Annotated in this window: 30 protein-coding genes; 28 read left to right on the top strand and 2 right to left on the bottom strand. The window is 60.7% G+C overall.

The genetic code is table 11. The features are described 5' to 3' along the window. Positions 1 to 27: 27 nt before the first annotated feature. Positions 28 to 765: a selenium cofactor biosynthesis protein YqeC gene (yqeC, locus tag DXD77_RS01905; RefSeq protein ID WP_117564178.1), complete on the bottom strand. Its 738-nt coding sequence runs from the start codon at positions 763 to 765 to the stop codon at positions 28 to 30. 101 nt (positions 766 to 866) lie between these two features. Here yqeC and yqeB point away from each other — a divergent pair, with 101 nt between their 5' ends. The 24 genes from yqeB to DXD77_RS01785 all read left to right on the top strand — a co-directional run bounded on the left by yqeB (position 867) and on the right by DXD77_RS01785 (position 16,905). Continuing rightward, a complete protein-coding gene (gene yqeB / locus DXD77_RS01900) occupies positions 867 to 1,661 on the top strand; it encodes a selenium-dependent molybdenum cofactor biosynthesis protein YqeB (protein WP_117564179.1) in 795 nt (264 codons plus the stop codon). 9 nt (positions 1,662 to 1,670) lie between these two features. After that, positions 1,671 to 2,714, top strand: a complete 1,044-nt coding sequence (locus DXD77_RS01895; RefSeq protein WP_117564180.1) for an XdhC family protein — start codon at positions 1,671 to 1,673, stop codon at positions 2,712 to 2,714. A gap of 127 nt (positions 2,715 to 2,841) precedes the next feature. After that, positions 2,842 to 4,155, top strand: a complete 1,314-nt coding sequence (locus DXD77_RS01890; protein ID WP_158548927.1) for a uracil-xanthine permease family protein — start codon at positions 2,842 to 2,844, stop codon at positions 4,153 to 4,155. 321 nt (positions 4,156 to 4,476) lie between these two features. Further along, entirely contained in the window at positions 4,477 to 5,034 is a 558-nt protein-coding gene (gene rplE, locus DXD77_RS01885) for a 50S ribosomal protein L5 (protein WP_006235260.1), read from the top strand. 79 nt (positions 5,035 to 5,113) lie between these two features. Then, positions 5,114 to 5,299 carry a type Z 30S ribosomal protein S14 gene (locus tag DXD77_RS01880; protein WP_022094280.1) on the top strand — a complete coding sequence of 62 codons (186 nt, stop codon included), beginning with the start codon at positions 5,114 to 5,116 and terminating at the stop codon, positions 5,297 to 5,299. A gap of 119 nt (positions 5,300 to 5,418) precedes the next feature. Beyond that, the gene (gene rpsH, locus DXD77_RS01875; RefSeq protein ID WP_117647521.1) at positions 5,419 to 5,817 is read left to right on the top strand and encodes a 30S ribosomal protein S8; all 399 of its coding nucleotides are present in this window, start codon (positions 5,419 to 5,421) and stop codon (positions 5,815 to 5,817) included. A gap of 33 nt (positions 5,818 to 5,850) precedes the next feature. Continuing rightward, positions 5,851 to 6,387, top strand: coding sequence for a 50S ribosomal protein L6 (gene rplF / locus DXD77_RS01870; protein ID WP_117564182.1), 537 nt, complete (start codon positions 5,851 to 5,853; stop codon positions 6,385 to 6,387). Positions 6,388 to 6,462: 75 nt separating this feature from the next. Next, positions 6,463 to 6,831 (top strand): 50S ribosomal protein L18, encoded by a 369-nt coding sequence (rplR, locus tag DXD77_RS01865; RefSeq protein ID WP_006235264.1) that lies wholly within the window; start codon positions 6,463 to 6,465, stop codon positions 6,829 to 6,831. A 14-nt stretch (positions 6,832 to 6,845) separates the two neighbouring features. Continuing rightward, positions 6,846 to 7,370 (top strand): 30S ribosomal protein S5, encoded by a 525-nt coding sequence (rpsE, locus tag DXD77_RS01860; protein WP_055252236.1) that lies wholly within the window; start codon positions 6,846 to 6,848, stop codon positions 7,368 to 7,370. Positions 7,371 to 7,372: 2 nt separating this feature from the next. Next, positions 7,373 to 7,555: a 50S ribosomal protein L30 gene (gene rpmD, locus DXD77_RS01855; protein WP_006235266.1), complete on the top strand. Its 183-nt coding sequence runs from the start codon at positions 7,373 to 7,375 to the stop codon at positions 7,553 to 7,555. 3 nt (positions 7,556 to 7,558) lie between these two features. Further along, a complete protein-coding gene (gene rplO, locus DXD77_RS01850) occupies positions 7,559 to 8,008 on the top strand; it encodes a 50S ribosomal protein L15 (RefSeq protein ID WP_006235267.1) in 450 nt (149 codons plus the stop codon). Beyond that, on the top strand, positions 8,002 to 9,288 hold the full coding sequence (secY, locus tag DXD77_RS01845) for a preprotein translocase subunit SecY (RefSeq protein WP_089573561.1): 1,287 nt from the start codon (positions 8,002 to 8,004) through the stop codon (positions 9,286 to 9,288). Before rplO ends, secY begins: the two co-directional genes overlap by 7 nt. Positions 9,289 to 9,306: 18 nt before the next feature. Further along, positions 9,307 to 9,933, top strand: coding sequence for an adenylate kinase (locus tag DXD77_RS01840; RefSeq protein WP_117564183.1), 627 nt, complete (start codon positions 9,307 to 9,309; stop codon positions 9,931 to 9,933). Beyond that, positions 9,930 to 10,718, top strand: a complete 789-nt coding sequence (map, locus tag DXD77_RS01835) for a type I methionyl aminopeptidase (protein ID WP_117564184.1) — start codon at positions 9,930 to 9,932, stop codon at positions 10,716 to 10,718. The genes DXD77_RS01840 and map overlap by 4 nt, the downstream gene beginning before the upstream one ends. A gap of 104 nt (positions 10,719 to 10,822) precedes the next feature. Continuing rightward, the gene (gene infA / locus DXD77_RS01830; protein WP_035137443.1) at positions 10,823 to 11,041 is read left to right on the top strand and encodes a translation initiation factor IF-1; all 219 of its coding nucleotides are present in this window, start codon (positions 10,823 to 10,825) and stop codon (positions 11,039 to 11,041) included. A 150-nt stretch (positions 11,042 to 11,191) separates the two neighbouring features. Then, the gene (rpmJ, locus tag DXD77_RS01825) at positions 11,192 to 11,305 is read left to right on the top strand and encodes a 50S ribosomal protein L36 (protein ID WP_006363204.1); all 114 of its coding nucleotides are present in this window, start codon (positions 11,192 to 11,194) and stop codon (positions 11,303 to 11,305) included. Positions 11,306 to 11,319: 14 nt separating this feature from the next. Then, on the top strand, positions 11,320 to 11,694 hold the full coding sequence (gene rpsM, locus DXD77_RS01820) for a 30S ribosomal protein S13 (RefSeq protein WP_022094275.1): 375 nt from the start codon (positions 11,320 to 11,322) through the stop codon (positions 11,692 to 11,694). A gap of 14 nt (positions 11,695 to 11,708) precedes the next feature. Continuing rightward, positions 11,709 to 12,113: a 30S ribosomal protein S11 gene (gene rpsK, locus DXD77_RS01815; protein ID WP_006235274.1), complete on the top strand. Its 405-nt coding sequence runs from the start codon at positions 11,709 to 11,711 to the stop codon at positions 12,111 to 12,113. A 19-nt stretch (positions 12,114 to 12,132) separates the two neighbouring features. After that, positions 12,133 to 12,729, top strand: a complete 597-nt coding sequence (gene rpsD, locus DXD77_RS01810) for a 30S ribosomal protein S4 (protein WP_006235275.1) — start codon at positions 12,133 to 12,135, stop codon at positions 12,727 to 12,729. Between the two features lie 32 nt (positions 12,730 to 12,761). Further along, positions 12,762 to 13,703 (top strand): DNA-directed RNA polymerase subunit alpha, encoded by a 942-nt coding sequence (locus tag DXD77_RS01805; protein WP_006235276.1) that lies wholly within the window; start codon positions 12,762 to 12,764, stop codon positions 13,701 to 13,703. A 30-nt stretch (positions 13,704 to 13,733) separates the two neighbouring features. Continuing rightward, positions 13,734 to 14,216, top strand: a complete 483-nt coding sequence (gene rplQ, locus DXD77_RS01800; protein WP_089573564.1) for a 50S ribosomal protein L17 — start codon at positions 13,734 to 13,736, stop codon at positions 14,214 to 14,216. Between the two features lie 92 nt (positions 14,217 to 14,308). Next, on the top strand, positions 14,309 to 15,133 hold the full coding sequence (gene truA, locus DXD77_RS01795) for a tRNA pseudouridine(38-40) synthase TruA (protein ID WP_117564185.1): 825 nt from the start codon (positions 14,309 to 14,311) through the stop codon (positions 15,131 to 15,133). A 152-nt stretch (positions 15,134 to 15,285) separates the two neighbouring features. After that, positions 15,286 to 16,335 (top strand): glycosyltransferase, encoded by a 1,050-nt coding sequence (locus DXD77_RS01790; protein ID WP_117646116.1) that lies wholly within the window; start codon positions 15,286 to 15,288, stop codon positions 16,333 to 16,335. Between the two features lie 132 nt (positions 16,336 to 16,467). After that, positions 16,468 to 16,905, top strand: a complete 438-nt coding sequence (locus DXD77_RS01785) for an arginine repressor (RefSeq protein ID WP_006235280.1) — start codon at positions 16,468 to 16,470, stop codon at positions 16,903 to 16,905. Positions 16,906 to 17,089: 184 nt separating this feature from the next. On the opposite strand, the gene DXD77_RS01780 is transcribed toward DXD77_RS01785, so the two are convergent. Then, entirely contained in the window at positions 17,090 to 19,294 is a 2,205-nt protein-coding gene (locus DXD77_RS01780; RefSeq protein WP_117646117.1) for a transglycosylase domain-containing protein, read from the bottom strand. 162 nt (positions 19,295 to 19,456) lie between these two features. Between DXD77_RS01780 and DXD77_RS01775 the strand changes: the two genes are divergently transcribed. The 4 genes from DXD77_RS01775 (at position 19,457) to DXD77_RS01760 (ending at position 25,760) form a co-directional block, all read left to right on the top strand. Next, positions 19,457 to 21,415 (top strand): U32 family peptidase, encoded by a 1,959-nt coding sequence (locus tag DXD77_RS01775; RefSeq protein WP_158549071.1) that lies wholly within the window; start codon positions 19,457 to 19,459, stop codon positions 21,413 to 21,415. A 97-nt stretch (positions 21,416 to 21,512) separates the two neighbouring features. Next, positions 21,513 to 22,724: a tyrosine--tRNA ligase gene (gene tyrS / locus DXD77_RS01770; protein WP_117564189.1), complete on the top strand. Its 1,212-nt coding sequence runs from the start codon at positions 21,513 to 21,515 to the stop codon at positions 22,722 to 22,724. A 222-nt stretch (positions 22,725 to 22,946) separates the two neighbouring features. Further along, positions 22,947 to 24,767 carry an adenine deaminase gene (locus DXD77_RS01765; protein WP_117564190.1) on the top strand — a complete coding sequence of 607 codons (1,821 nt, stop codon included), beginning with the start codon at positions 22,947 to 22,949 and terminating at the stop codon, positions 24,765 to 24,767. A 198-nt stretch (positions 24,768 to 24,965) separates the two neighbouring features. Continuing rightward, positions 24,966 to 25,760, top strand: coding sequence for a Cof-type HAD-IIB family hydrolase (locus tag DXD77_RS01760; RefSeq protein WP_006235286.1), 795 nt, complete (start codon positions 24,966 to 24,968; stop codon positions 25,758 to 25,760). The last annotated feature ends 131 nt before the right edge of the window (positions 25,761 to 25,891 follow it).

The raw sequence follows: 25,891 nt of genomic DNA, 5'->3' as shown, positions 1-25,891 counted from the left end.
AGCTAAAAGAGCCCCGTCCCAAATTAGCTACCCCTGGAGGCTGGTGGCGACGATGGGGCGGTCGAGAGCTGTCTCGAAGCGGTCGGCCATCGTGGGGTCGCTGAGCGTGTCGACTTGGTTGAGCATGATGCGGGCATTGTCGAGGTTCAGCATCTGCAGCTCGGCATTGAGCACCATGGCGACGCGCTCTGGGGTGGCAGCGTCGGTGGGCTCGCAGCCGCAGCGCTCGCAGAAGAGCTCGGGGCGGTGGACAACCTTGGCGACGGGCTTGCCCAGCCCTGAGGCGCCGACGACCCAGACAACGTTTGCCGTGGCGGCGGGAATTACCGGCTCCCAGGCGGCATGCGCCTTGAGCGGGAGTCGCTTGCTGCCATCTGCCTCGGCCAACACATAGTCAAAGCGCTGCGCCAGCTGGTCGAGCGGCTCAGCGGGGGCGGAGAGCTTGCCTGTCTCCGGGTCCAAGACGCCTGCCTGGCAGATGCTTCCGCGCACAAGGCCCGCGCAGGCCTCGCAGGTGCAGCCGGGGGCATGCAGGGTCCCCGGCTTCCAAGGCGCGGCGTCCAGGCGACGGCTCGACCCGTCCCATGGCACGCCGGCGACGGGAAACATGTGCGTGGTGGTGCAGAGGAGCACGCGGCCGCCAGCGCGCATAAGCTCAAGGCCGAGCGTCTTTAGCAGCGTCGACTTGCCGCCGCTGCCGACAATCGCGGTAATGCCCGGCTCGATCTTGAGCGCGGAGGCAAGGTTTCCGCTCGTCGTTTTCATCTGTTCACCGCCGTATAATACTGTGATAATAAAAAATCATCAGAGTAGCGGTCGAACCGCTTTGCTCTGCTCAAACCGTAGCACAGGGAGGTGTCCCGGGAATGCTCGTTTATGTTCGCGGCGCTGGCGATATCGCCACGGGCGTCGCCGCTCGCTTGGTACGCTCCGGCGTGTCGGTCGTTATGGCCGATATCGCGGTTCCCACGTGCATCCGCCGCACAATCAGTTTTTGCGAGGCCATTCGCCTGGGCGAGGTCGAGGTCGAGGGCATTCGCGCTCGCTTGGCACAGACGCCGGCTGAGGCGCTTGCGATTGCCGAGGCTGGAGACGTCGCCGTCGTGGTAGACCCTCAGGCCAAGATGCTCGATGAGCTTAAACCCACGGCTGTGGTCGACGCGATTTTGGCTAAGCGCAACTTGGGCACCACGCGCGATATGGCGCCTGCCGTCATCGCCGTGGGACCGGGCTTCACCGCGCCGGTTGACTGCGACGCAGCGGTCGAAACCATGCGCGGGCATTTTTTGGGCCGCGTCATTACCCAAGGTTCGCCCCAGCCCAACACGGGCGTGCCGGGCGTCATCGCCGGCTACGGCAAGGAACGAGTTATCCACAGCCCCGCCGCCGGCGTGTTTCGGTCCGACCGCGCAATCGGCGACATCGTGAGCGCCGGAGACGTGATTGGCTACGCGGGAGATACACCCATGTGCACGCAGATCGATGGCTGTCTGCGCGGGCTTTTGGCGAACGGCGTGCGGGTGACTGAGGGCTTTAAATGCGCCGACGTCGATCCGCGCGGCGATGCCAGCTATATCAACTATATTTCGGACAAGGCGACGTCGGTCGGCGGCGGCGTGCTCGAGGCACTCGCTATGCTCACCGATGTCTTTAGAGGATAGAAGGCGGCAATGGAAAAGCTCGATGTGGTGAATGCGGCGCTTGCCGCCCTGCGTGCTGGCGAGACGTGCGAGCTCGTGGTCGTGGCCGGCACGGCAGGGTCATCGCCGCGCGGCGTGGGCGCCTGGATGGCCGTCTTTGCCGATGGCAGCCAAGCGGGCACCATCGGCGGCGGCAAGATTGAGCTCTTTGCGCTGGACGAGGCGCGCGAGCTGCTGGCCGCAGGTCAATCGCGTCTGGTCCGCTACACCATGGGCGGTGAGAACTCCGATACCGGCATGATCTGCGGCGGAGCCATCTGCCTGTGCTATCTGCGCCTGGATGTATCGCAGGCGCCGTTGTTCCAGTCGGTTGCCGACATCTTGGCCTATCGGCGCATCGGCGACTTCGTCATCGACTTTGAGCCGTTTATCGCGAGCGTGCTCGAGGGCGATGTGGCCGAGTACCATGGCGAGGAATCGCGCCGCACCATTGCGGGCTGCCCCGGGCTTTCGCTGGTGGAGGAGGGGAGTAAGGTCACCTACACCAACGCCGCCTCCGAGATTCCCACGGCGCACATCGAGACGCTCTGCCCCGAGGGCCTGACCTATATCTTTGGCTGCGGCCACGTGGGCGCTGCGACGGCTCGCGTGCTCACGGCGGCGGGCTTTGCCGTCGTGGCTTGCGACGACCGCCCCGGCACGCTGACCCCCGATTGGGTGCCCGGTGTCTACGACCGTCGTCTGGTCGACTACAAGAGCCTGAGCAAGCAGTGCCCCATCGGCCCGCGCGACCTGGTGGTCGTCGCCACGGCGGGTCACAAGTCCGATATCGATGTGGTGATTCAGGCCATGCGCGCCAAACCCGCCTATCTGGGCTGCTTGGGCTCGCGCCGCAAGACCGCCTTTGTGCGCGCCCGCCTGGAGCAGGAGGGCTTTACGCAGGAGCAGATCGACGAGCTGCACCTGCCGATTGGTGTCGCCATCGAGGCCGAGGACCCCGAGGAGATCGCCATCTCCATCGCCGCCGAGATGATCCACCTGCGTCGCACCAAACTCGTCCCCCGCAAGCGCTAGTCGCATCCCAAATGAGCTGCCCCAGCCCTCTGCCGCATGCGGGTCAAAATGCTACCTGTGCCATATGCCCTATAATGTCCGACCGTTGAGCGGCATGGGGCCGCTGCCTAGGGTATGGGAGGCGCAAATGGCAGAGTCGGCAGCAGGGGATGCCCTGTTCGAGCGTACGGGAAAAGTTTCGTTTGTGCAGGTATTACCCCATGCACTGCAGCATGTGCTGGCGGCATTCGCGGGTATCGTCACGCCCGCCATCATTATCGCGTCGGTCTGTGGCTTTACCCCTCAGGAGGAGGCCGCCGTCATCCAGGCGTCGCTCGTCCTCTCGGCGCTTGACATTTTCCTTCAACAGTTTCCCATAAAAGGTGTCGTCGGTTCGGGCCTGCCCATTGTGATGGGTGCGAGCTTTACCTTCGTGCCGGCGCTCAAGGCAGTCGGTCTTGAGCTTGGTTTTGAGGCCGTACTGGGCGCCCAGGTAATCGGCGGCGCGCTCGTCGCGCTCTTCGGCCTACTGTTTAGGCGCGTGAGTTTTCTATTTCCGGCCCCGGTGCTTGGCACCGTCATCTTTGTCATTGGCCTGTCGCTATGCCCAGTGGCAGTTGCCTCCATGGCGGGCGGGGAGGGCGCGGCCGATTTTGGCAGTGTCACCAACTGGGCCGTCGCACTTGTGACGTTCGTCGTCACCTTTATGGCTGGCAACTACGGCAAGGGCGCGCTTAGGCTGGGCAGCATCCTGGCTGGTATCTGCGCGGGCTTTGTTTTGGCTGCGGTGTTGGGCATGGTCGATTTCTCGGCCATCGCGACCGCCAGCTGGTTCGCCCCGCCGGCCCTGGGCGCCCATCGCCTGGTGTTCGACCCGGCCGCGTGCGCCGTTGTGGGCGTTGTCGCCATTGTCAACGCAGTACAGGTCATGGGCGAGTTTGCCGCCGTGTCGTCCGCTGCGCTCGATACCCCTGCGACCGATAGCCAGATCTCGGGTGGCCTGATCGCCAACGGCCTGGTCGGTATGCTGTCAGGCTTTTTTGGCGGCGTCCCCACGGCAACCTTTGGCCAGAATGTGGGCATTATCGCCGAGAACAAGGTCGTCAACCGCATGGTCTTTACGCTTGCGGCTGCCATCCTGCTCATCGCGGGCCTGCTGCCCAAGTGTGCGGCGGTGCTCACGTCTATTCCGCAGCCGGTCATCGGTGGCGCCACGATTGGCGTGTTCGCGACCATCGGTATGAACGGTGTGGTCATGTTTGCCCGCCACGGCCTGTCTCAGCGCGATACCACGCTCATGGGTCTCTCTATCGCCTTTGGCACGGGCATTGAGCGCACGGCCGGCGCGCTTGCCGGCGCTGGATTCCCCGCATGGGTTGGCACCGTTTTTGGCGGATCCTCCATTGCCGTCGCCGCGCTCGTTGCTGTGATCCTCAACCTGGTCCTCCCGCGCCAAAAATAACGCCCCATATATGAGTTGCGGTGGAATAGGGACTGTTTAAGCCTTTTAAGCCATCAAACAGTCCCTATCTCACCGCAACTGCTGTTTTCCTCCGTGCCCTAGGGATCAATTTGTGCGGGGGAGTTGTGGAGTTGTGCAGGCAGACGAGGTTTTTCTGGAAATACGCTCCCGATGCGCGTATAGTACCGATTGTTTTGTCGGCTCCTGCTGCGTCGAGTCCAAACCGCGAAATGCCATGAGCGGCGCGGATGCAGCCAGGAGGCACGAGGACAACCCATCGTGGCCACGCCCCGTGCTTAAAACCCCAAGAAGGAGTGAACAATGGCAGAAGAGAAGTATGTGCCGCGTCTGAAGACCAAGTACAACAACGAGGTCAAGCAGCAGCTTCAGGACAAGTTCCAGTACGAGAACGTCATGATGATCCCCAAGTTTGAGAAGATCGTCGTGAACATGGGTGTCGGCGAGGCCGCTACCGATTCCAAGGCCATCGACGGTGCCGTGCGCGACCTGCGCGCCATCACCGGCCAGCAGCCGATGATCACCCGTGCCCGCAAGTCCATCGCTACCTTCCGCCTGCGCGCTGGTATGCCGATCGGCTGCAAGGTTACCCTGCGTGGCGACCGTATGTGGGAGTTCTTCGATCGTCTGACCTCCGTCGCGATTCCCCGTATCCGCGACTTCCGCGGCATCTCCGCCAAGAGCTTCGACGGCCGTGGTAACTTCTCCATGGGCGTCACCGAGCAGCTCATCTTCCCCGAGATCGACTTCGACTCCGTCGATCACCAGCGTGGTATGGACATCACTTTCGTGACCACCGCCAATACCGATGAGGAGGCCAAGGCCCTTCTGGACGCCTTCGGTTTCCCGTTCAAGAAATAGGTTCACCTGCCCTATGAGCGCCGTTCCCAGAAGGGGGCGGCGCTTGGGGCGAACAATACTCTATGTGAGGAGGATATAAGTGGCTAAGACATCGATGATCGTCAAGTGCAATCGCAAGCAGAAGTTCTCTACTCGTGAGTACACGCGCTGCCAGCGCTGCGGCCGTCCGCACTCTGTGTACCGCAAGTTCGGCCTGTGCCGTGTCTGCTTCCGCGAGCTTGCACTCAAGGGCGAGCTTCCCGGCGTTAAGAAGGCCAGCTGGTAAGTCACTACCAGCGTTTCAAGCATCCGTTTGGAACAGGGAAAACGCGCTAAAAAGGCTTTGCCGTTAAGGGCGGCGAAGAACCAAGAGCACGTGTTCATCAAGAACGAAGGAGAATCTGTATGAACCTTACAGACCCGATCGCAGATATGCTTACGCGCATCCGTAACGCTAACTCTGTGAACAAGGCCACGGTCTCCATGCCGAGCAGCAAGAAGCTCGTCGAGATCGCTCGTGTTCTGCACGAGGAGGGCTACATCGAGGGCTACGATGTCGAGGACACCGTTCCCCAGAAGACTCTGCACATCACGCTTAAGTATGGTCCCAAGATGGCTAAGGTCATCAACGGCATCCGCCGCATTTCCAAGCCGGGCCTGCGTAAGTACACCGGCGTTGCCGACATGCCCCGCGTCCGCGGTGGCCTTGGTACCGCCATTATTTCCACCAGCCATGGCGTTATGACCGACCGCGATGCTCGCAAGCACAACGTCGGCGGCGAGATCATCGCTTACGTCTGGTAATTCGCTCGGTAGGTAGAAGGAAAGGAGATCACCGTGTCTCGTATCGGTAATAAGCCTGTCCAGATTCCCGCCGGAGTCGAAGTGGCAGTCAACGGCAACAACGTTGTCGTCAAGGGCCCCAAGGGCCAGCTCGAGCTCGATGTCTTTGAGAAGCTCGCTATCAACATCGAGGACAACGTCCTCACCGTTTCCCGTCCCGACGACGAGCGTGAGACCCGTGCCCGCCACGGCCTCACCCGCGCCCTCATCCACAACATGGTGGTTGGCGTTTCCGAGGGCTTCGAGAAGAAGCTCGAGCTCGCCGGCGTCGGTTACCGCGTGCAGCAGAAGGGCAAGAACCTCGAGTTCTCCCTGGGCTTCTCGCACCCCGTGATCGTCGAGGCTCCCGAGGGCATCACCTTCGAGGTTCCCGACAACACCCACGTGAACGTCAAGGGTATCAACAAGCAGCAGGTCGGTCAGATCGCCGCTGAGATCCGCGGCCATCGTCCTCCCGAGCCTTACAAGGGCAAGGGTATCCACTACGTTGGCGAGCACATCCGCCGCAAGCTGGGTAAGGCCGCCAAGTAGTCGTAACCGACTCACTCGCATAAGACCAGCACCCCGTCAGGTGCTGGCAAGATCAACCTTTTTAGGAGTTTACGTATGAACAAGCATAAGGCGAAGCTGGAAGGCCTCAAGCGTCGTCAGCGTCGTGTTCGCGGCAAGGTCTCGGGTACCTCCGAGCGTCCGCGTCTTCGCGTGACCCGTACTAACGCCAACATCTATGCCCAGATCATCGACGACAGCAAGGGCTCCAGCCTGACGCTCGTCTCTGCCTCGACCCTCGAGGCCGAGTTCAAGGGCACCCACACCTCGAACAAGGAGGCTGCGGAGAAGGTCGGTCAGCTCGTTGGCAAGCGCGCCATCGAGGCCGGCATCACCAAGGTCGCCTTCGATCGTGGTGGCCGTATCTACCATGGCCGCGTCAAGGCCCTCGCCGACGGTGCTCGTGCCGCCGGTCTCGAGTTCTAGGAGGTATGTAGCACATGGCTCGTAATCAGAAGCAGCAGCGCGAGGCCTCCGAGTTCGAGGAGCGCGTCGTTTACATCAACCGCGTGTCGAAGACCGTCAAGGGTGGTCGTCGCATGAGCCTCGTCGCTCTCGTCGTCGTTGGCGACGGCAAGGGCAACGTCGGCGTTGGCATGGGCAAGTCCGCTGAGGTGCCCCTGGCCATCTCCAAGGCGTCTCTCGATGCCAAGAAGAACATGTTCCACGTGCCGGTGACCGAGCAGGGCACCATCCCGCACGAGGTTCTCGGCCACTTTGGTGCCGGCCGCATCATCATCAAGCCCGCTGTCGAGGGTACCGGCGTTATCGCCGGCGGCGCTGTGCGTCCCCTCTTCGAGCTTGCTGGCATCAAGAACGTCCTGTCCAAGTCCCTCGGTACCGACAACGGCCTCAACATCATCAAGGCTGCCGTCGAGGGCCTCAAGGAGCTCTCCAGCCCTGAGGACGTCGCGGCTCGCCGTGGCCTGACGGTCTCCGAGATGTTCGTCGGTAAGGAGAACTAAGCATGGCTGACACCATCAAGATCAAGCAGGTCCGCAGCACCAACGGTTGCAAGCAGGACCAGGTCCGTACTGTCCGTGCCCTCGGTCTCCACAGGATCCGCGAGGTTCGCGAGATTGCTGACAACGAGTCCGTCCGCGGCATGATCTTCAAGGTCAAGCACCTTGTCGAGATTGTAGAGGAGTAGCAAATGCAGCTTCACGATCTTACTCCCGCGCCCGGTTCCACCAAGAACCGTAAGCGCGTCGGCCGTGGCAATTCTTCGGGTCACGGCACCACTTCTGGCCGCGGCCAGAAGGGCCAGGGTTCCCGCTCTGGCGGCACCAAGGGTGCCGGCTTCGAGGGTGGCCAGACTCCGCTGGCTATGCGCCTGCCCAAGCTTCCGGGCTTCCGCAACCCCCGTCGTATCGAGTACACCGCTGTTAACGTTGAGCGTCTCGAGCGTAAGTTCGAGGATGGCGCTGTGATCGACGGTGCCGCTCTTAAGGCCGCTCGCATCACCAAGAGCGAGTTCGAGCCCGTCAAGGTGCTCGGCAATGGTGAGCTCACCAAGAAGTTCACGGTCAAGGTCGACAAGGTCAGCGCTTCTGCGCAGGCCAAGATCGAGGCCGCCGGCGGAAAGGTCGAGCTGCCGTGCTAAATGGTCTTAAGAATGCTTTCCGCATCAAAGAATTGCGCGAAAAGATTCTTTTTACCATAGCTATGCTCGTCGTGTACCGCATTGGTGCGCACGTTCCTGTGCCCGGCATTCCCTTCCAGGGGATGCTGGGCCTTTTCTCGACCGATAACAATTCGGTCGCCGCAGGTGCTATGGCCCTCCTGAATCTTTTCTCTGGCGGCGCGTTGAGCTATGTGTCGGTGTTTTCGCTGGGCATCATGCCTTACATCACCAGCTCGATCATCCTCCAGATGCTCCAGGCCGTCGTGCCTTCCCTGCATGAGCTTGCCCGCGAGGGCGAGGTCGGTCAGACCAAGATTACGCAGTATTCGCGTTACCTCACCTTGGCTCTGGCAATCCTCAACTCCGTGGGTTACCTCTTCCTCTTTAAGAGCTTCGGCATCAGCTTTAATGGCGCCGGCGCTCCCGAGATCATCTTCGACCTCATGGTCGTCGGCACGCTCACTGCGGGCGCCATGCTGATCATGTGGATTGGTGAGCTCATCACCCAGCGCGGTATCGGCAATGGCATGTCGCTGATCATCTTTGCGAACATCATGGCCGGCCTTCCGCAGGCTATCTTCTCCAGCACCGAGGGTAATGCCGGTGGCATCATCACCATGGTGATCATCTGCGCCATCATCCTGCTGGTTATCCCGCTGATTGTTTTCCTTGAGCGCGGCCAGCGCCGCATCCCGGTCTCCTATGCCAAGCGCGTCGTGGGCCGTCGCATGATGGGTGGCCAGACAACCTACCTGCCCATCAAGGTCAACACCGCGGGCGTCGTGCCGATCATCTTTGCCTCGGCGCTGCTGTACTTCCCGGCTCAGATTGCCGTGTTCTTCCCCGGCATCGGCTGGATTCAGGCAGTTGCCTCTGCGCTTTCGACCGGTTGGCTCAACTGGGTGCTTAACGTTGTCCTCATCGTGTTCTTCGCGTACTTCTACACCTCCATGGTGTTCAACCCCGATGACACGGCCGACAACCTTAAGAAGCAGGGTGGCTTTATTCCGGGCGTCCGTCCGGGTAGGGCTACCGCGGCCTACATCAAGAACGCGCTCAACAAGATCACGCTTCCCAGCGCTGTCTTTTTGGCGCTCATCGCCATCGTGCCTTCGATCATCTTCTCCTTCACGGGTAACCATCTGATCCAGGCATTTGGCGGCACGTCCATCCTCATCATGGTCGGCGTCGTGCTCGACACGGTCGATAAGCTCGAAGGCCAGATCAAGATGTATGATTACGATGGATTCTTTAAATAGGCTAGAGGAGGATTGCTCATGAACCTCGTATTGCTCGGAGCTCCGGGTGCCGGTAAGGGCACCGTCGCACAGGAGCTCGTCGCCGAGTTTGGCGTCGCTCACATTTCCACGGGCGACCTGCTGCGTGCTGCCGTCAAGGGTGGCACCGAGCTTGGTATTCAGGCTAAGAAGTACATGGACGCTGGCGAGCTCGTTCCCGACCAGCTCGTGATCGACCTTGTCAAGGAGCGCCTTGCTGCCGATGACGCCCAGCAGGGCTTCATCCTCGACGGCTTCCCGCGCAACACCGCCCAGGCTGTGACGCTCGATTCCGAGCTCTCCGCCATGGGTCGCGAGATCGACTGCGCCCTTCTGGTCGACGTGGCCCCCGAGGTCATCATCGCTCGTCTGTCTTCGCGTCGCACTTGCCGCGCCTGCGGTTACACCGGCACCGCTGCCGATGCTACCTGCCCCAAGTGCGCCGGCGAGATGTATCAGCGCGACGACGACAAGCCCGAGACCATCAAGAACCGTCTCGACGTCTACGAGAAGTCCACGAGCCCGCTCGTCGACTACTATCGTGGCCAGGGTCTGCTCAAGTCGGTCAACGGTGACCAGGCTCGCGAGACCGTGTACGGGGATGTCAAAGAGGCTCTCGGTCTATGATCAAGATTAAGTCTGCAACGCAAATCGAGCAGATGAAGAAGGCAGGAGCGCTATCTAAGATGGCGCTCCGCCACGTTGGAGCCATGGTGCGCCCTGGTGTTTCGACCTTTGAGCTCGATCAGCTCGCGGAGCAGATTATCCGTATGCATGGCGGCACCCCGGCCTTTAAGGGTTACGGCGGGTTCCCCGGTACCATTTGCGCATCGATTAACGATGCCGTGGTCCACGGTATTCCCAACCCCGACATGATCCTGCGCGATGGCGATATCATCTCCATCGATACGGGAGCCGTTGTCGACGGTTGGGTTGGCGATAACGCTTGGACGTTTTTTGTCGGCACACCCACGCCCGAGGCCAAGGCCCTGTGCGAGGTCACGCGCGATTGCCTTAAGGCTGCCATCGAGCAGGCTGTTCCCGGTAACCATATCGGGGATGTTGGTTACGCCGTTCAGTCCCTCGCCGAGTCTCACGGTTACGGCGTGCTTCGTGACTATGTGGGCCATGGCATTGGCCGCGTGATGCACGAGGACCCCAACGTTCCTAACTATGGAAAGAAGGGGAGGGGCGTTCGCCTCCAGGCCGGCATGGTCATTGCCATCGAGCCGATGGTTACGATGGGTTCCAACCATGTGAGCACGGGCTCCGACGGTTGGATTGTTACGACCAACGACCACCTGCCCGCCGCACACTACGAGAACACCGTCGCCATTACCAATGACGGTCCGGTGATTATCACCACGGATGCCCAAGGTGCTTGGTGTTCGCTCCAAGGCGGAGAAATGTAACAAGTTCCACTTAGTTGTGGAGCCATTACGAAGTTATTACGATGCGTGCATACGTGTTGTAGAATACTCAATCGCTGTCGTTTTCTAGAGAAAGATGATTGCTTGTGAAGAAGGAAGACGCAATTGAGCTCGAGGGTACGGTAAAGGAACCGCTGCCCAATGCCATGTTTAAGGTCGAGCTCGAGAACGGTCATTCGGTTCTGTGCAACATTTCTGGCAAGATCCGAATGAATTACATCCGTATTCTCCCCGGTGACAGGGTTGTCGTGGAGCTTTCCCCGTACGACCTGACCCGCGGCCGCATCACCTATCGCTACAAATAGCGGCACGCATACGCGCACTCCATTTCCGACTGCAGGCTTAGCTCAACCTACGGTCGGATTGTGTGTGAAGACCAGCCATAGTTTTAAACGCCTGCGGCTGGGCGAGTAGATAGTAGGGAAGTAGTTTGAGCGCTACCGAAAGGAAGAACGATGAAGGTACGTCCTTCGGTCAAGAAGATGTGCGATAAGTGCAAAATCATTAGGCGCCATGGCAAGGTCCTCGTCATTTGCGAGAACCCCCGTCATAAGCAGCGTCAGGGTTAAGAGAGGAGACTACGTTGGCCCGTATTAATGGTGTCGACCTCCCGCGTGAGAAGCGCGTTGAGATCGGTCTGACCTACATTTACGGCATCGGCCGCACCACTGCGACGAAGATCTGCGTCGAGTGCAACGTTAACGTGGATACGCGCGTTAAGGACCTCACCGAGGATGAGGTTAACGCCATCCGTGATTATATCGATAAGAACCAGATCATGGTTGAGGGCGACCTCCGCCGTGAGCGCAACCAGAACGTCAAGCGCCTTATGGACATCGGCTGCAACCGCGGCCTTCGTCACCGCAAGGGCCTCCCGGTCCGCGGCCAGCGCACCCACACTAACGCTCGTACCCGCAAGGGCCCGAAGCGTCAGATCGGTGCTAAGAAGAAGAAATAAGGAGCGCTAGATAGATGGCTACTGCTAAGAAGAACGTTCGCGCTGCCCGTCTGAAGCGCGCGGACCGTAAGAACATTTCCGTGGGCCAGGCTCACATTCGTTCTACGTTCAACAACACGATCGTTTCGATCACCGATCCCCAGGGCAACGTCATTTCCTGGAAGTCGGCTGGCCAGGTGGGCTTCAAGGGCTCCCGTAAGTCCACGCCGTTCGCTGCCCAGATGGCTGCCGAGGCTGCTGCCAAGCAGGCCATGGAGCACGGTATGAAGAAGGTTTCCGTCTTCGTCAAGGGCCCCGGCTCCGGTCGTGAGACCGCCATTCGCTCCCTCCAGGCTGCTGGCCTCGAGGTCTCGAGCATCCAGGACAAGACCCCCATTCCGCACAACGGCTGCCGCCCCAAGAAGCGTCGCCGCGTGTAACTGAAAGGATCGTATCAATATGGCAATCGACAGGACTCCTGTTCTTAAGCGCTGCCGTCAGCTCGGGATCGATCCCGCTGAGCTCGGTTACAGCAGCAAGAAGGAATCTATCCGTCAGCCCAAGCGCCGTCGCAAGGAATCTGAGTACGGCATGCAGCTGCGCGAGAAGCAGAAGGTCAAGTTCATCTATGGCGTTCTGGAGAAGCAGTTCCACGGCTACTTCAACAAGGCCCGCAAGATGAACGGCGTCACCGGTGAGAACCTCATGATCATCCTTGAGTCTCGCCTCGACAACGTCGTCTTCCGTCTTGGCTTCGCCCGCACCCGCAAAGAGGCTCGTCAGTCCGTCCGTCACGGTCACTTCACCGTGAACGGCAAGCGCGTGGACATCCCGTCCTACCGCGTCAAGGCCGGCGACGTCGTCGCTGTCGGCGAGAAGTTCCGTGACCTCCTCCCCATCAAGGAGGCTCTGATTTCCTCCGAGCGCTTTGAGGTCCCTGGCTGGCTCGAGGTCGATATCGAGAAGCTGTCTGGTAACGTGCTCGCTCTGCCGACGCGTGAGCAGATCAGCGGTGATATCAACGAGCAGCTCATCGTCGAGCTCTACTCTAAGTAGTCCATCCGGGCTGCTGAGGCTGGAGGTAATACATGTCAGAATTCATTAGGCCTCAGGTTCAGGTCGAAGAGATCAACGAGACGTCTGCTCGTGTCTCCGTCGAGCCGCTCGAGCGTGGCTACGGCGATACGCTGGGTAACTCCCTTCGTCGCGTTCTTCTGTCCTCGCTCGAGGGTGCCGCCGTCGAGGCTATTCAGATCGATGGTGCGCAGCACGAGTTCATGACCATCCCTAACATGGTCGAGGATGTCACCGACATCGTCCTGAATGTCAAGGGTCTTGTCTTCAGGGCTCTCGGCACGACCGACGAGGCGACCGCCACCATCTCGGTTGACGGCCCCTGCGAGGTCACCGGTGCGGACTTCTTTATTCCGTCCGAGTTTGAGCTGGTCAACCCCGAGCAGCACATCGCTACGCTCACCGAGGGTGGCCATCTCACCATGAGCATGCGCATCGGCTATGGCCGCGGCTATGTTTCTGGCGAGGCCAACAAGCGCGACAACGATCCCATCGGTGTGATCCATGTCGACTCGCTGTACTCGCCGGTTTCCCGTTGCGCCAAGCTCGTTGAGGCTTGCCGTGTCGGTCAGCATACCGACTACGACCGCCTTGTCCTCGAGATCGAGACCAACGGCTCCATCGCCCCGCGCGACGCCGTGGTCCAGGCTGCCAATATCATCAACCAGCATATGGCCGCCTTTATGAACCTTGCCGAGACCCCCGAGGTCGAGGAGGAGGCTTCGATCTTCGCTCCCGAGGTCACCAACGACAACGCCGAGCTGGACAAGCAGATCGAGGATCTGGACCTTTCCGTCCGTTCCTACAACTGCCTTAAGCGCGCCAGCATTCACTCGGTCCGTCAGCTCGTTGAGTTCTCGGAGAACGATCTGCTCAACATCCGTAATTTCGGTGTTAAGTCGATCGAGGAAGTGAAGGACAAGCTTGAGTCCATGGGCCTGAGCCTGAAGGCTTAATGCTTCGCATATTTGAGGAGAAACTAGACCATGCGTCACAACGTTAAGAAGGGCCTGAAGCTCGGCACCGATGCGAGCCACACCAAGGCCATGAAGAAGAGCCTTGCTAAGGCCCTCTTCGAGAACGACCGCATCAAGACCACCGAGACCCGCGCTAAGGCGCTGCGTTCGGTCGTCGATCCGATCATCACTTGGGCCAAGAAGGGCGACCTGCACTCTCGTCGTCTGGCTATCGCCAAGCTCGGCGATAAGCAGCTCGTTGCCGAGATCTTCGACAAGGCTGCTCAGGGCATGTGGCAGGACCGCAACGGCGGTTACACCCGCATCATGAAGCTCGGTAACCGTAAGGGCGACAACGCTCCCATCGTTATCATGGAGCTCGTCACCGAGCCTTGCACGCCTAAGGCCAAGAAGGCTGCTCCGGCCCCCAAGAAGGCCGCTGCTCCCAAGAAGGTCGAGGCTGTCGAGGAGACCGCTGCCGAGGAGGCTCCTGCTGAGGAGACCGCTGAGTAGACATTCCGTCTGCATAGGCTATATTCGAGGGGTACGTTCGCGTACCCCTCTTTTTTTGTCGCGATACCGTTGCTTGTTTGTTGGGAGCGCCCATGACTGCGCCGTCTGATTTCAATTCGATTTCCGAGCTTGACGCCACGCTCGTATTTCGCGTGGCCTATGATGGCTCGTCGTATAGCGGATTTGCCGAGCAGCCGGGACAGACGACGGTTGCGGGTGAGCTACGTCGAGCCATCGAGACGCTGCTTCGCCGCCCGATCGATCTGACGTGTGCGGGGCGTACCGATGCCGGCGTGCATGCCGTGGCTCAGTACATCAGCGTGCCCGTTACGGACGCTGAGCTCGCGTGTACGCGCCGTAGGTGGCTGAGGGCTATGGATGCCCTCCTGCCCAAAGATATCGCCATAAACGAGGTCTACAAGGCCCGTAGGGGCTTTTCTGCCCGCTTTGACGCGCGGTCCCGTACGTATACGTACCGTATTGCCGATCGCGATGCGCGCCCCGTGCTCTCGCGCGGTGCGGTGTGGTGGCATCGCTATCCCCTCGACGTAGATGCGATGGCGGCCGCCTGCCCTGCGCTTTTGGGCGAGCAGGACTTTAAGAGCTTTTGCAAGGTTGCCTCTGCTGTGGGCAAGCCCACGCACCGCTGCGTGATGCGTGCGGAGTTTGGCCACGAGGTCGCTTTTGGCGAGGATATCCTGACCTTCACTATCGAGGGCAATGCGTTTTTGCACTCGATGGTGCGTACCATTGTAGGAACGCTCGTGGAGATTGGCATGCATCGTCGCGATCCCCAGTGGATGCGCGAGGTTATTGACGCCCGTGACCGAACCGCTGCGGGTCCCACGGCGCCTGCCTGCGGCCTTACGTTTATGGGTGTGGATTACGGCCCCGACGAGCTTGTCGTTCTCGACTAGGGGAGTGCTCGGCGCGTCTGTGCCTTGCACATACTATGTGTGAGCTGCGCGTGTGCAACATCTGTTCTTGGCGTGCAACATGTTAGGCGGCTCGTTGCTTTTATAGCTCGGGTGTACCATGAACGACAGTTTGATTTGGTGCTATCGAGAGGATGGAAAACTTGGTTCGACGTGGTTCGCATCCGCGACTTTCGGTGATCCTTGTGGTAGAAGGTTCGCCCAGCTATGCGATGCGTGCGCTCGAGAGTATCCAGAACCAAGACCTCTACGATTTGCAGATTGTCGTTGTCTGCCGCGATGCTGCGCCCGGTGTGCGCCATTCGCTTCAAGTTGCTGCCGACAGGGACATCCATATTGATTTGATTGACGTCGAGGACGCGAAGCGCGGCGCTTGTCTTCGTGCCGGTTTTGATGCCTCGCGCGGCTCTCAAATCATCGCCATGAACGCCGATGAGTGGTTTGCTCCGCAGGCCCTTTCCAAGATGGTCGATATCGCGTGCGATACTGCGGCAGACATTGTGCTCCCCTCGGTGTCGCTCGATCGATACGATGCGCATCGCGAGCGTCATTCGCGCGTCTTGGATGCTGCCTCTATTGCCATAGAAGACGAGTCTTCTATGGTGACTGGGCTGCCCCAGTTGATTTTGGGCGGCCTAGTCGCTCAGACCTCTGGCGTGATGTATAGCCGTCCGCTGTTTGAGGCATGCCTGTCGCGCGGCAAGGCGTACCGTACGGTTGAGTTTATGGCTTATGCGCTCTCGCAGGCACGATTCGTGTCCGGCTGCGGCGACGCTTGTTTCCACGCGGCGGCACCTAAGCTTACAGATGCCTTTGATCCCACCATGTATGCCAGGATATCCGATGACACTCGAGCGCTCGACGAGCTTGCGGACTCACTCTCGGAAGCAGATAGCGGTGGTCGGCTCAAGCTGGCAAGCCAAAAGTTCTACTTTGCCGGACTGGTCGCCTGCATCGAGAATTTGTGTCTGAGCCCGCATGGGGTGTCGTCAATCGAGCGTTCCGCCCGCATGCGTGATATGCTCGAGGCGCCTCGAACCCGTCAGATGGTCGCCGCGCTCAAGGATAACCATCGGGGACTCGGTCTGTTGTTTGGGCCGATCGCCAGCGCCAAGCCCGCGCGCTGCGTGATGTGTACGCATCTGGCAGCTTTTCTTAACCGGACGGGCGCAAAAACCGCCTAAACGGCTCATTACGAAACAAACTTGCATAGAATTGTTTCGAAATGCGTTCTTATACACAAAAGCCTTCAAATAGCGTTAAACTATTCAATCACTGATTGATTGTCTCCGCCATCTTTTGGAGAGAGGGTTTGTATGGCTAAAAAACGCAATGGGCGCCAGGATGCCATTAGAGATATTGTGCGCAATAAGGATGTCCGCACGCAGCGCGTGCTGGTCGATGAGCTCCGTGCTATGGGCTTTGATTGCACGCAGGCGACTGTCTCTCGCGATATTGCCGATATGGGGCTGCGTAAGCTCCCTGAGGGCATCTATGTTCTGGCAGAGGACCTGCACCTGCAGCGTATGGTTTCCGAGCTCGTAACGGGCGTTCTGCGTACTGATAATCTGGTTATGATCAAGGCTCAGCCTGGCACGGCTTCCGGCATCGCCGCCGCCGTTGATGCGGCAGAGTTACCCGATGTGCTTGGCTCGCTTGCCGGCAACGATACGATTTTGGTTATTGCCCAGACGGCCGAGGACGGCGAGCGTCTCGAGGCGCTGATCAATAAGTTGAGCAATTCTCGCAAGTAGGTGTGCGGGTCGTGCGCTCGGCATTGTGTGCGCTGACATAGTGGCTTGTAAGGGGCATCGACGTTGGTCGGTACCCCTTTTTGTTTGCCGGTATAAAGACCGCCCACCAGGTCGCTTCAAACTAAAAGGCCCCGAGCAGTTCAATAAGCTGCTCGGGGCCTTGTTGGCTTTAGTCGCGTACTTCTTAGCCGACCGTATCGTCAGGCGTGGGCGAGGGGTCGGGAGTGGGCGTAGGCGTAGGCGTAGGCGTAGGCGTGCCGCCATCGCCGCCGGTCGAACCACCAGTGGAGCCACCCGTCGAGCCACCGGTCGTACCGGTGCCGCCGGTGGTGTCGCCGCCCGTGGTCTCGGTGGTCGTGGTCGTCGTGGTAGTCGTTGTGGTGGTTTCCTCTTCCTCTTCGTCCTTGTCCTTGTCGTCGTTCTCCGACTTCTTGGTGTTGTTGGTGCCGTAGAACTTCCAGACGCTGTTGTTCTTGTAGGTGGGCGCCGTTCCGGTCGCAAACTCCTCGCGCTCGGTACCGGTCAGAACGGTGTTCATAAACCGCTTAAAGACAGGCAGGTTGGTGCTGTCGCCCAGCAGGTCCGTGCCGTACTTTTGGATGGGGATCTCGCCCGCGGAATAGCCGGTCCACAGGGCGCACGCCAGCTGCGGGGTATAGCCGCAGAACCACAGGTTGGTGGTGTTGTCGGTGGTGCCCGTCTTGCCGGCATAGGGCTGGTTGACACTCAGAGCGCCGGCAGCACCCGTACCGCTGCCCTTCATGACGCCGGACAGAACATCGGTGACCGCGGCGGCCTCGCCCTCGGTAAGCACCTGTGAGGGATTGTCGGTGTGCTGGTACAGCACCGAACCGGTACGAGAGTCAATCTCGGTGATGGCGATCGGCTGGCGATAGTAGCCGCCGTTGGCAAACGTCGCGTAGGCGGCGGCCATCTCGAGCGGCGAGATCGAGCCGGTGCCGAGGGTCATGACGGGAACGTCCTCGATGTTGTCCTTGGCGGGGTCGATGCCGAGCTTTTTGACGAGCGAGATGATCTTGCTGTTACCGACGGCTTCCGCCACCTGGATGTAGCCGGTGTTGGAGGAGTATGCCGTCGCCTGCTTAAGCGTGATGTTGCCATAGCTCTGGTTGGCGTAATTTTGGACCTCGGTCGTGGTGCCCTTGGCCTTGAGCGGCGAGTTGCAGTTGAGGGTGACGTTGGGGTTCATGCCGTTTTGGATGGCAGTTGCCAGCGTAAAGGCCTTAAAGGTGGAGCCGACGGGACGCTTGGCCGTGGCATGGTTTACGTGGTTCTCGTCGGCGTTGTAGTCGTAGCCGCCCACCATGCACTTGATGTAGCCGGTCTTGGGGTCGACGACGACCATGCCCATGTCCAGGCCGTCAAGCGAGAGCGTGTCGAGCTGCTCGCGGACGGCATTCTCTGCCACCTGCTGCATCGTGGGGTCGATGGTGGTCTTGACGGTCAGGCCGCCCTTAAAGAGCACGTCGGTCGAGAACTCCTGCTCCAGCAGCTGCTTGACGTAGGAGACAAAGTAGGGCTGCGAGTATACGTCGACGCCGCTGCCCGAGATTTCGGTCACATTGAGGGTGATGGGTTCGGCCTGTGCGGCATCGTGCTCCTCCTGGGTGATGTGGCCCAGGCGCAACATGTTGTCGAGGACCTTGTTGCGACGGGACAGCGCCAGGTCGGGGTTGACCGTGGGGTCGTACTGCGAGGGCGAGTTGGGAAGGCCGATCAACAGCGCGGCCTCGCTCAGGGTGAGGTCGGCGGCGCTCTTGGACAGATAGGTCTCGGCTGCGGCCTCGATGCCGTAGGCGCCGTGGCCGTAATAGATGGTGTTGAGGTACATCATGAGGATCTCGTCTTTGGAGTACATGTCCTCCATCTTGATAGCGATGTAGGCCTCGCGCACCTTACGCTCAATGGTCGAGTCGAATTGCTCCTCCTGCAGGATGGTGTTGCGCACAAGCTGCTGGGTGATCGTCGAGGCGCCTTCGTGCCCGCCGCCGAGGGTTGCCACCGCAGCACGCGCGATACCCCACAGGTCGATACCGCCGTGCTCGTAGAAGCGCTCGTCCTCGACGTCAACGGTGCCCTGCAGCACGTAGGGGGAGACCTCGTCCTTGGTGATGGACTTGCGGTTTTGCGTGTAGAAGCTCGCGATCTTGTTGCCGTTGCAGTCGACGATCTCGGTGGGCTCGCTCACCAGATACGCGTTGGCGTCGGTGTAGTCGGGCAGATCGGACAGCCAGCGGTTGACGTTACCGAGCATGCCGATGCCAAACGCCACGCCCGCAATCAGCAGAAAGCCCAAAAACGAGAGCAGGATTATGGGCAGGGCGTGCGTCTTTGAACGGCTGTGTCCCTGTCGTTGGCGAGGACCCATATATTGACCTCCAGGTATGTCGTGCCAGACGGTGGATGTGCCGTCGGGGCAGGATGGACATAAGTTATTACACGATAAACCAAACGGGGCGCGCGAGGCCTCGTGTATGCTGGAAGACGGCATTTTTCAGAGTGAATGCATACCTTGGTAAGGAGTTTGTCGATGGCGATTCGGACGATGGGGCCGAGCGGACAATACGAGACTGGATTGGATGCTGCCGGTGCGGCGCTGCCCGAGCTGCTGGCGCCGGCGGGCGGGCTCGACCAGATGCTTGCGGCCATCGCCGCGGGCGCCGATGCCATCTATGCGGGGTTGGGCGGCTTTAACGCCCGTGTGAGCGCCCATGGCTTTACGGATAACGAGTTTGCGCGCGGCTGCGCCGTGGCGCATGCCCATGGCGTGCGTGTGTACGTAACGCTCAACGTGTTCGTGTTTGACGATGAGTTGTCCGACGCGGTGGCGTTGGGAGCTCATGCACTGGAGCTGGGCGCCGATGCTCTGATTGTCGCCGATGCCGGGTTGGCCTGCGCGCTGCGCGCGGCGATTCCCGGGGTCGAGATTCACCTGTCCACGCAGGCGGGCGCTCATAGCGAGGGTGCCGTGCGGCTTGCCGCCGATGAGCTGGGGGTCGAGCGCGTGACGACGGCACGCGAGCTGACGGTCGACGAGATTGCGGCGCTATGTGCCACGGGCGTGCCCATCGAGGTATTCTGCCACGGTGCGATTTGCATCGGCTATTCGGGGGCGTGCGAGTTCTCGGCCCTGCGGCGTGGACGATCGGCGATGCGCGGCGACTGCACGCAGCCGTGCCGTCTGGCGTACGACCTAGTGGACGAGGCGGGGCAGAGCGTTGTCGCCGTTGAGGGGGATCGTCTGCTGTGTCCGCATGACTATCTGGGTATTGCGCATCTGCCCGAGCTTGTAGATGCTGGCGTTGCGTCGCTCAAGATCGAGGGACGCATGAAGAACCCCGATTACGTATTCAACGTGGTGCGGGTTTGGCGCCGGGCGCTCGATATGCTGCGCGACGGCGCGTGGGACCCCGGTGCCGTGGAAGAGCTTGAGCGCGAGCTGGGAAGGTCGTTTAACCGTGGGTTTACCGATGCGTACCTGCGAGGGCGTTCGGGTGCCGAGCTGATGAGCTTTGAGCGTGCAATTAACCAGGGCGTGCGCGTGGGGCGCTTGGTCGCTGTGGGCCACGAAGAGGTGACCGTTGAGCTCGATGCCGCCGTGGCGGCGGGTGACACGCTCGAGATTCGGTTCTATCCGGGTGTCGACGCGCGTCCCGATGTGCCCAAGCGCTGGCCGCAGGTGCCCTGCCCGGTGGATGCCGCAGCGGGGAAGCGCGTCGTCGTGCATTGCAAGCGTAAGGTGGACGCGGGCTGCGAGGTATACCTGATTCGTAGCGCCGGCGTGTTGGATCAGACGGCGGCGGTGTTGGAGCGCATGCGGGCCGAGGCGGATGCGATTGCGCCCGTTGCGCGTGCCGTTGAGGTGCTGCCCTTTGAGGACGTTGCGGTGGATAGCGGTGCGTCGCCGGAGTTGGTGGAGTGCGCGGTTCCCGCTCGCATGGTTTTTGCTTGGCAGCTGATGGATACCGACCCGCGCAGAGAACTCGATTTGTCCGACACCGTTGTGGTGCTTGACGAGGTGTGCCGCACGGGTGACGCTGACCGGACCCGCTCGCTGATGCAGCGTGCCGGGCGCGTCGTCTGCCGCAACCTGGGACAGGTGGTGATTGCTCGCGAGCTGGGCGTGACGTTTGACGTGGCGGCGCCGGTGTTCTGCGCGAATCGGGCCACGCTTACCTGGCTGCGCGGACTCGGTGCGGGGCGGGTGTACTTGCCGGCCGAGTTGCTCGGCAATGATGCGGAGCGTATTGCCGAGCTTGCCGCTTGTCCCGGTGTCTTGGGGCCTGTCGATGCCGACCGTCCCGAGCTCATGGTGTGCGAGCACTGCTTGCTGACTGCCGAGGGCGCCTGCGCCACGGATGCAACGGGGCAGATCCGTTGCCGTGACTGCTCGCGCCGTCAGCAAACACGATATTTGGTCGAGCGCGACGGCATGCGCCTGCCGGTCGCCGTTGATGCGTGCGGCAGGACGAGGATTTTCCTGTCGTAGGTGTTCGGCCGCGCCGTTTTGGTTATCATAAGAGAGTTTATGAACTTCCAGCACCGCCGTATCCGGTGAGGGTGCTATGGCAAAAGGAGGATACCCAATGCTGTCTGTTGACGAGCAAATGCGTATCATCACCTCGGGCGCCGCGAAGATCGTCCCCGAGGCCGACCTTCGCAAGAAGCTTGAGAAGGGCGAGCCCCTCAACATCAAGCTCGGCGTCGACCCCACCAGCCCCGACCTGCACCTGGGCCACGCCGTGCCCCTGCGCAAGATGCGCCAGTTCCAGGACCTGGGCCATAACGTCACCCTTATCATTGGCAACGGTACCGCGCTGATCGGCGACCCCTCGGGCAAGAATTCCACCCGTCCGCAGCTTTCGCAGGAGCAGATCGAGGCCAACGCCGAGACCTACGTGAGCCAGGCCATGAAGATCCTGGACCCCGAGAAGACCACCATCGTGCACAACGGCGACTGGATCCTTTCGATGGACCTGGCCGGTCTTTTGCAGGTGTGCTCCAAGTTCACCGTCGCCCGCATCCTCGAGCGCGACGACTTTACCAAGCGCTACCAGTCCCAGACGCCGATTGCCCTGCACGAGTTTCTGTACCCCGTGATGCAGGCCTTCGACTCCGTGCAGATCAAGGCCGACGTCGAGATGGGCGGCACCGACCAGCTCTTTAACCTGCTCGCCGGCCGTGAGCTCATGGAGAAGATGGGCATGGAACCGCAGATCGCGCTCACCATGCCGCTGCTCGAGGGCACCGACGGCGTCCGTAAGATGTCCAAGTCCTACGGTAACTACATCGGCCTGACCGATGCTCCCAAGGATATGTTCGGCAAGACCATGTCCATCCCCGACGAGATGATTGGCAAGTACTATCGTCTGGCCAGTTCGCTCACCCCGGCCGAGGTCGACAAGATCGATGCCGCCCTGGCCGATGGCTCCGCCGACCCCTACGAGCTCAAGCGCGCTCTAGGCCGCGACCTGTGCGACACCTACCACGGTGCTGGCGCCGGCGACGAGGCTCAGGCCGAGTTCGACCGTGTGTTCAAGGAGGGCCAGCTTGCCGACTTCCCCGAGAAGCACGTTGAGCTGACCGTCAACGACGAGGGCCAGATTTACCTCGCTGGCCTGCTCAAGGACCTGGGCCTTTCGGCCAGCGCCGGTCAGGCCCGCCGCGACATCGACGGCGGCGGCGTCAAGATCAACGGCAAGGCTGTGGCTCCCAAGAGCTACAACATCGATCCGAGCGCCCTCAAGCTGGGCGACACCCTCTCCGTGGGCAAGCGCAAGGGCTTTAAGTTGGTCTAACGAGCGAGTTGACCTCACAAGTGCAATAAGGCCGCAGCCGGGAATCCCGACTGCGGCCTTTTTGGTTACGACGATCCCTTGGGGACGGAGGGATCATTTGGCGGTGCCGTTAAGCGGAAGGGGTGTTAGCGGGACTTTCTTTTGGGCATACAATGGCTATTGGCTTGCTGCGGTGAAGGTCTGTCCGCTCCGCAGCTTTTTTCTACGGTTAAAGGAGTATGTATGTCCGTTGAGGTCATGAGGTCTGTGATCGATGCTGCCGAGGGGCGCGTGCCCGTCGACACGCTGTTTACCAATGCGCAGATCGTCGACGTGTATGGCCAGCGTGTGGCGCCCGGTAGCGTTGCCGTCAAGGACGGTGTGATCGTCGGCGTGCTCTACGATGGTCGCGACGATGCTGCTGGCACCTACGAGGCAACTGAGGTCATCGACTGCCAGGGTCGCTATCTCGCTCCCGGTTTTATTGACGGGCATTTGCATATTGAGTCCTCGAACATCCGTCCCGCCGAGTATGCTCGCATGGCCGCGACGCGCGGTACTACCACCGCCATTGCCGACAGCCACGAGATTGCCAATGTTGCCGGTCTCGACGGCTTGCGCTTTATGATCGAGGACGGCCGCCGCGCACCCATCTCCATCAAGTACATGATGCCTTCGTGCGTGCCCGCGCTGCCCGACGAGCAGGCCGGTGCCGTTATTTCGGCTGCCGATATGCAGGCGTTTTTTGCCGAGCATCCGGGCGATGTTTTTGGCCTGGGCGAGATGATGAACCTGCCGGGTGTCTTTATGGCCGACCCCGAGACCTGTGCTCGCATCGATGCTGCCAACCAGACGCCGTCCAAGCAGGTCGACGGCCATGCACCGCTCGTTGCCGGCAAGGACCTTAATGCCTATGCCGCGGCGGGCATTATCGCCGATCACGAGTCGACGATTCCCGAGGAGGCGCTCGATAAACTGTCTCGTGGCATGTACGTGATGCTGCGCGAGGGCACGTGCAGCCATGACCTGGCCAATCTGTCGCCGATGCTGCTGGAGAACCCCGCGCGCGCCCGCCGCTGCTGCTTTGCGACTGACGACCGCGCCCCTTCCGATGCGCTTGCGACTGGCATGATCGACAATGCCTGCCGCGTGGCGATTGAGGCCGGTATCGACCCCGTGGTCGCTATCTCTATGGCGTCCCTCTCCACGGCCGAGGCGTTTGGCCTGGATCACGGCTGCCGCGACCCGCACGAGCTGCGTGGTGCGATTGCCCCGGGCAAGCGTGCCGACCTGCTGGTGCTCAATGACCTGACGTTTGCTACGGCTCCGCATTGCGTATATGCCGCCGGTGCTCTGGTGGCGCAGGATGGCACCTTTGTGGGCGAGATCGCACCCGAGATGGCCGAGGTTGCGGCCCTTGCCGATGAGCTGCGCGCCTCCGTTAAGCTGCCGAAGCTTTCGCTCGACGTGTTTGACTATGCCTTTAAGCCGGGCGAGGCCGTTATCGATGTCATCCCGGGTATGGCTATCACAGGTATGGCTCGCCCCGAGAGTGCCGAGGGCCTGCGCCGCATTATGCTGATCGAGCGCCACGGCCGCGGCGTGTCGCTGCAGGCCGAGGGCGCCGACGGTGACGGCCCCGCGGGTCTGGGCTTGGTTGGCAAGCATATCGGTCGCGGCTGGGTGCGCGGCTTTACCATCACGGGTGGCGCCATTGCCTCCACGATTGGCCACGACTCGCACAACGTGTGCGTGGTGGGCGACAACGCGGCGGATATGATGGCTGCCGTTGAGGCCGTGGGCCAGGGCGGCCACGTGCTGGTGCGCAACGGCGAGGTCGTGGCGCGCATTCCGCTGGCGCTCGGTGGCCTTATGAGCGAGGGCACGGCCGAGGATGTCGCCGCGCAGCACGACGACTTTATGGTCAAGGCGCGCGCCATGGGTATCGAGCCGCCGCTCGACCCCATCATGGGCATCATTTTCCTGCCCCTGCCGGTAATCCCGACGCTCCGCATCCGCCCCGAGGGCATGTTCGACGTCACGACCTTCACCTACGCCGACTAGTCATCGGGGACGTTCTTAAACGACTAGCCGTCGGGGTGGCGTGTCGCCTGACGCCGCGACCGTGAGACCTCTGGCATGTGTGAGCTATTTGCCAGGTCCTTGTAACGTTTACGCCCGCGGAGTCTTATTTGAGCTCCCTTTGGGTACGTTGGAATCGGATACACGTTCGATTCCAACAAGCCCGAAGGGAGCTTTTCTATGTTTAAACTGATTGCATCCGATATGGACGGCACACTGCTTGACGAAAACGGCCAGGTGCCTCCCGAGACCTACGAACTGATTCTGGCGCTACACGAGCATGGCGTGCATTTCGCCGCATCGTCAGGTCGTCGCTACGATCGCCTGTGCGAGTTCTTTGCGCCCGTTCGCGACAAGATGGACTTTGTCGCCGCTAACGGCGCCCAAGTCTACGCCGACGGTAAGATGGTAGACCGTGAGGTGTATTCCCACCTGGCGATTCGAAGGCTCGCCCAAGCCGTCAGGACGTTTCCCAATCTGCATCTTGCGCTCTTTGACCGAACCAAGTCCTTCCTGCTCGATGACGAGTGCAAGTTCGTGCGTGAGGTCGATAAGGACCTTCCCAATGCCGAGCGTATTTGGGAGCTGCCCGATCCCAGCGTAAATATCATCAAAGCGAGTATCTTTTGCGACGACAGTGCGGTTATGGACAGTGCGTACGTGCTACAGCGCGAACTTGGTCAGCTCTTTACTTTTGCGCCTTCGGGCAACGCGTGGATCGATGCCATGCAGCCCGGTGTGTCGAAGGCCTCGGGTATCGCGCAGCTCGCGGAGCATTACGGCATTGGTCGCGACGAGGTCATGGCGTTTGGCGACTCGATGAACGACTACGAGATCATTCGCTTTGTCGGCACGGGCTGCGCGATGGAAAACGCGCGCCCCGCGCTTAAGGCGGTGGCCGATCGCGTGGTGGGTTGTAACCGCGACCACGCCGTCCAGCAGGAGCTCCGTCGCGTGCTGGAGAGTCTCTCCTAATCCGGCAGATGGGGACGTTCCTTTTCTGCCGACAGTGGGGGACGGTCCTTGCAGCTTTTTGCGAAGAGTGTCCCCAGTGACTAGTCGTTTAAGAACGTCCATTACAGTCGAAATTGTCAGCCCGGGACCGT

Source organism: Collinsella sp. TM09-10AT, from assembly GCF_003436275.1.
Taxonomy (GTDB): domain Bacteria; phylum Actinomycetota; class Coriobacteriia; order Coriobacteriales; family Coriobacteriaceae; genus Collinsella.
Note: the sequence above shows the minus strand (reverse complement) of the source record. Positions and strands in the feature narration are given on the sequence as shown.

What these genes read in the sequence shown, in the direction of transcription:
- yqeC (WP_117564178.1), bottom strand. Translation starts at nt 765, where the DNA reads ATGAAAACGACGAGCGGAAACCTTGCCTCCGCGCTCAAGATCGAGCCG.
- yqeB (WP_117564179.1), top strand. Translation starts at nt 867, where the DNA reads ATGCTCGTTTATGTTCGCGGCGCTGGCGATATCGCCACGGGCGTCGCC.
- DXD77_RS01895 (WP_117564180.1), top strand. Translation starts at nt 1,671, where the DNA reads ATGGAAAAGCTCGATGTGGTGAATGCGGCGCTTGCCGCCCTGCGTGCT.
- DXD77_RS01890 (WP_158548927.1), top strand. Translation starts at nt 2,842, where the DNA reads ATGGCAGAGTCGGCAGCAGGGGATGCCCTGTTCGAGCGTACGGGAAAA.
- rplE (WP_006235260.1), top strand. Translation starts at nt 4,477, where the DNA reads ATGGCAGAAGAGAAGTATGTGCCGCGTCTGAAGACCAAGTACAACAAC.
- rpsH (WP_117647521.1), top strand. Translation starts at nt 5,419, where the DNA reads ATGAACCTTACAGACCCGATCGCAGATATGCTTACGCGCATCCGTAAC.
- rplR (WP_006235264.1), top strand. Translation starts at nt 6,463, where the DNA reads ATGAACAAGCATAAGGCGAAGCTGGAAGGCCTCAAGCGTCGTCAGCGT.
- rpsE (WP_055252236.1), top strand. Translation starts at nt 6,846, where the DNA reads ATGGCTCGTAATCAGAAGCAGCAGCGCGAGGCCTCCGAGTTCGAGGAG.
- rpmD (WP_006235266.1), top strand. Translation starts at nt 7,373, where the DNA reads ATGGCTGACACCATCAAGATCAAGCAGGTCCGCAGCACCAACGGTTGC.
- rplO (WP_006235267.1), top strand. Translation starts at nt 7,559, where the DNA reads ATGCAGCTTCACGATCTTACTCCCGCGCCCGGTTCCACCAAGAACCGT.
- DXD77_RS01840 (WP_117564183.1), top strand. Translation starts at nt 9,307, where the DNA reads ATGAACCTCGTATTGCTCGGAGCTCCGGGTGCCGGTAAGGGCACCGTC.
- map (WP_117564184.1), top strand. Translation starts at nt 9,930, where the DNA reads ATGATCAAGATTAAGTCTGCAACGCAAATCGAGCAGATGAAGAAGGCA.
- rpmJ (WP_006363204.1), top strand. Translation starts at nt 11,192, where the DNA reads ATGAAGGTACGTCCTTCGGTCAAGAAGATGTGCGATAAGTGCAAAATC.
- rpsK (WP_006235274.1), top strand. Translation starts at nt 11,709, where the DNA reads ATGGCTACTGCTAAGAAGAACGTTCGCGCTGCCCGTCTGAAGCGCGCG.
- rpsD (WP_006235275.1), top strand. Translation starts at nt 12,133, where the DNA reads ATGGCAATCGACAGGACTCCTGTTCTTAAGCGCTGCCGTCAGCTCGGG.
- DXD77_RS01805 (WP_006235276.1), top strand. Translation starts at nt 12,762, where the DNA reads ATGTCAGAATTCATTAGGCCTCAGGTTCAGGTCGAAGAGATCAACGAG.
- rplQ (WP_089573564.1), top strand. Translation starts at nt 13,734, where the DNA reads ATGCGTCACAACGTTAAGAAGGGCCTGAAGCTCGGCACCGATGCGAGC.
- truA (WP_117564185.1), top strand. Translation starts at nt 14,309, where the DNA reads ATGACTGCGCCGTCTGATTTCAATTCGATTTCCGAGCTTGACGCCACG.
- DXD77_RS01790 (WP_117646116.1), top strand. Translation starts at nt 15,286, where the DNA reads ATGGAAAACTTGGTTCGACGTGGTTCGCATCCGCGACTTTCGGTGATC.
- DXD77_RS01785 (WP_006235280.1), top strand. Translation starts at nt 16,468, where the DNA reads ATGGCTAAAAAACGCAATGGGCGCCAGGATGCCATTAGAGATATTGTG.
- DXD77_RS01780 (WP_117646117.1), bottom strand. Translation starts at nt 19,294, where the DNA reads ATGGGTCCTCGCCAACGACAGGGACACAGCCGTTCAAAGACGCACGCC.
- DXD77_RS01775 (WP_158549071.1), top strand. Translation starts at nt 19,457, where the DNA reads ATGGCGATTCGGACGATGGGGCCGAGCGGACAATACGAGACTGGATTG.
- tyrS (WP_117564189.1), top strand. Translation starts at nt 21,513, where the DNA reads ATGCTGTCTGTTGACGAGCAAATGCGTATCATCACCTCGGGCGCCGCG.
- DXD77_RS01765 (WP_117564190.1), top strand. Translation starts at nt 22,947, where the DNA reads ATGTCCGTTGAGGTCATGAGGTCTGTGATCGATGCTGCCGAGGGGCGC.
- DXD77_RS01760 (WP_006235286.1), top strand. Translation starts at nt 24,966, where the DNA reads ATGTTTAAACTGATTGCATCCGATATGGACGGCACACTGCTTGACGAA.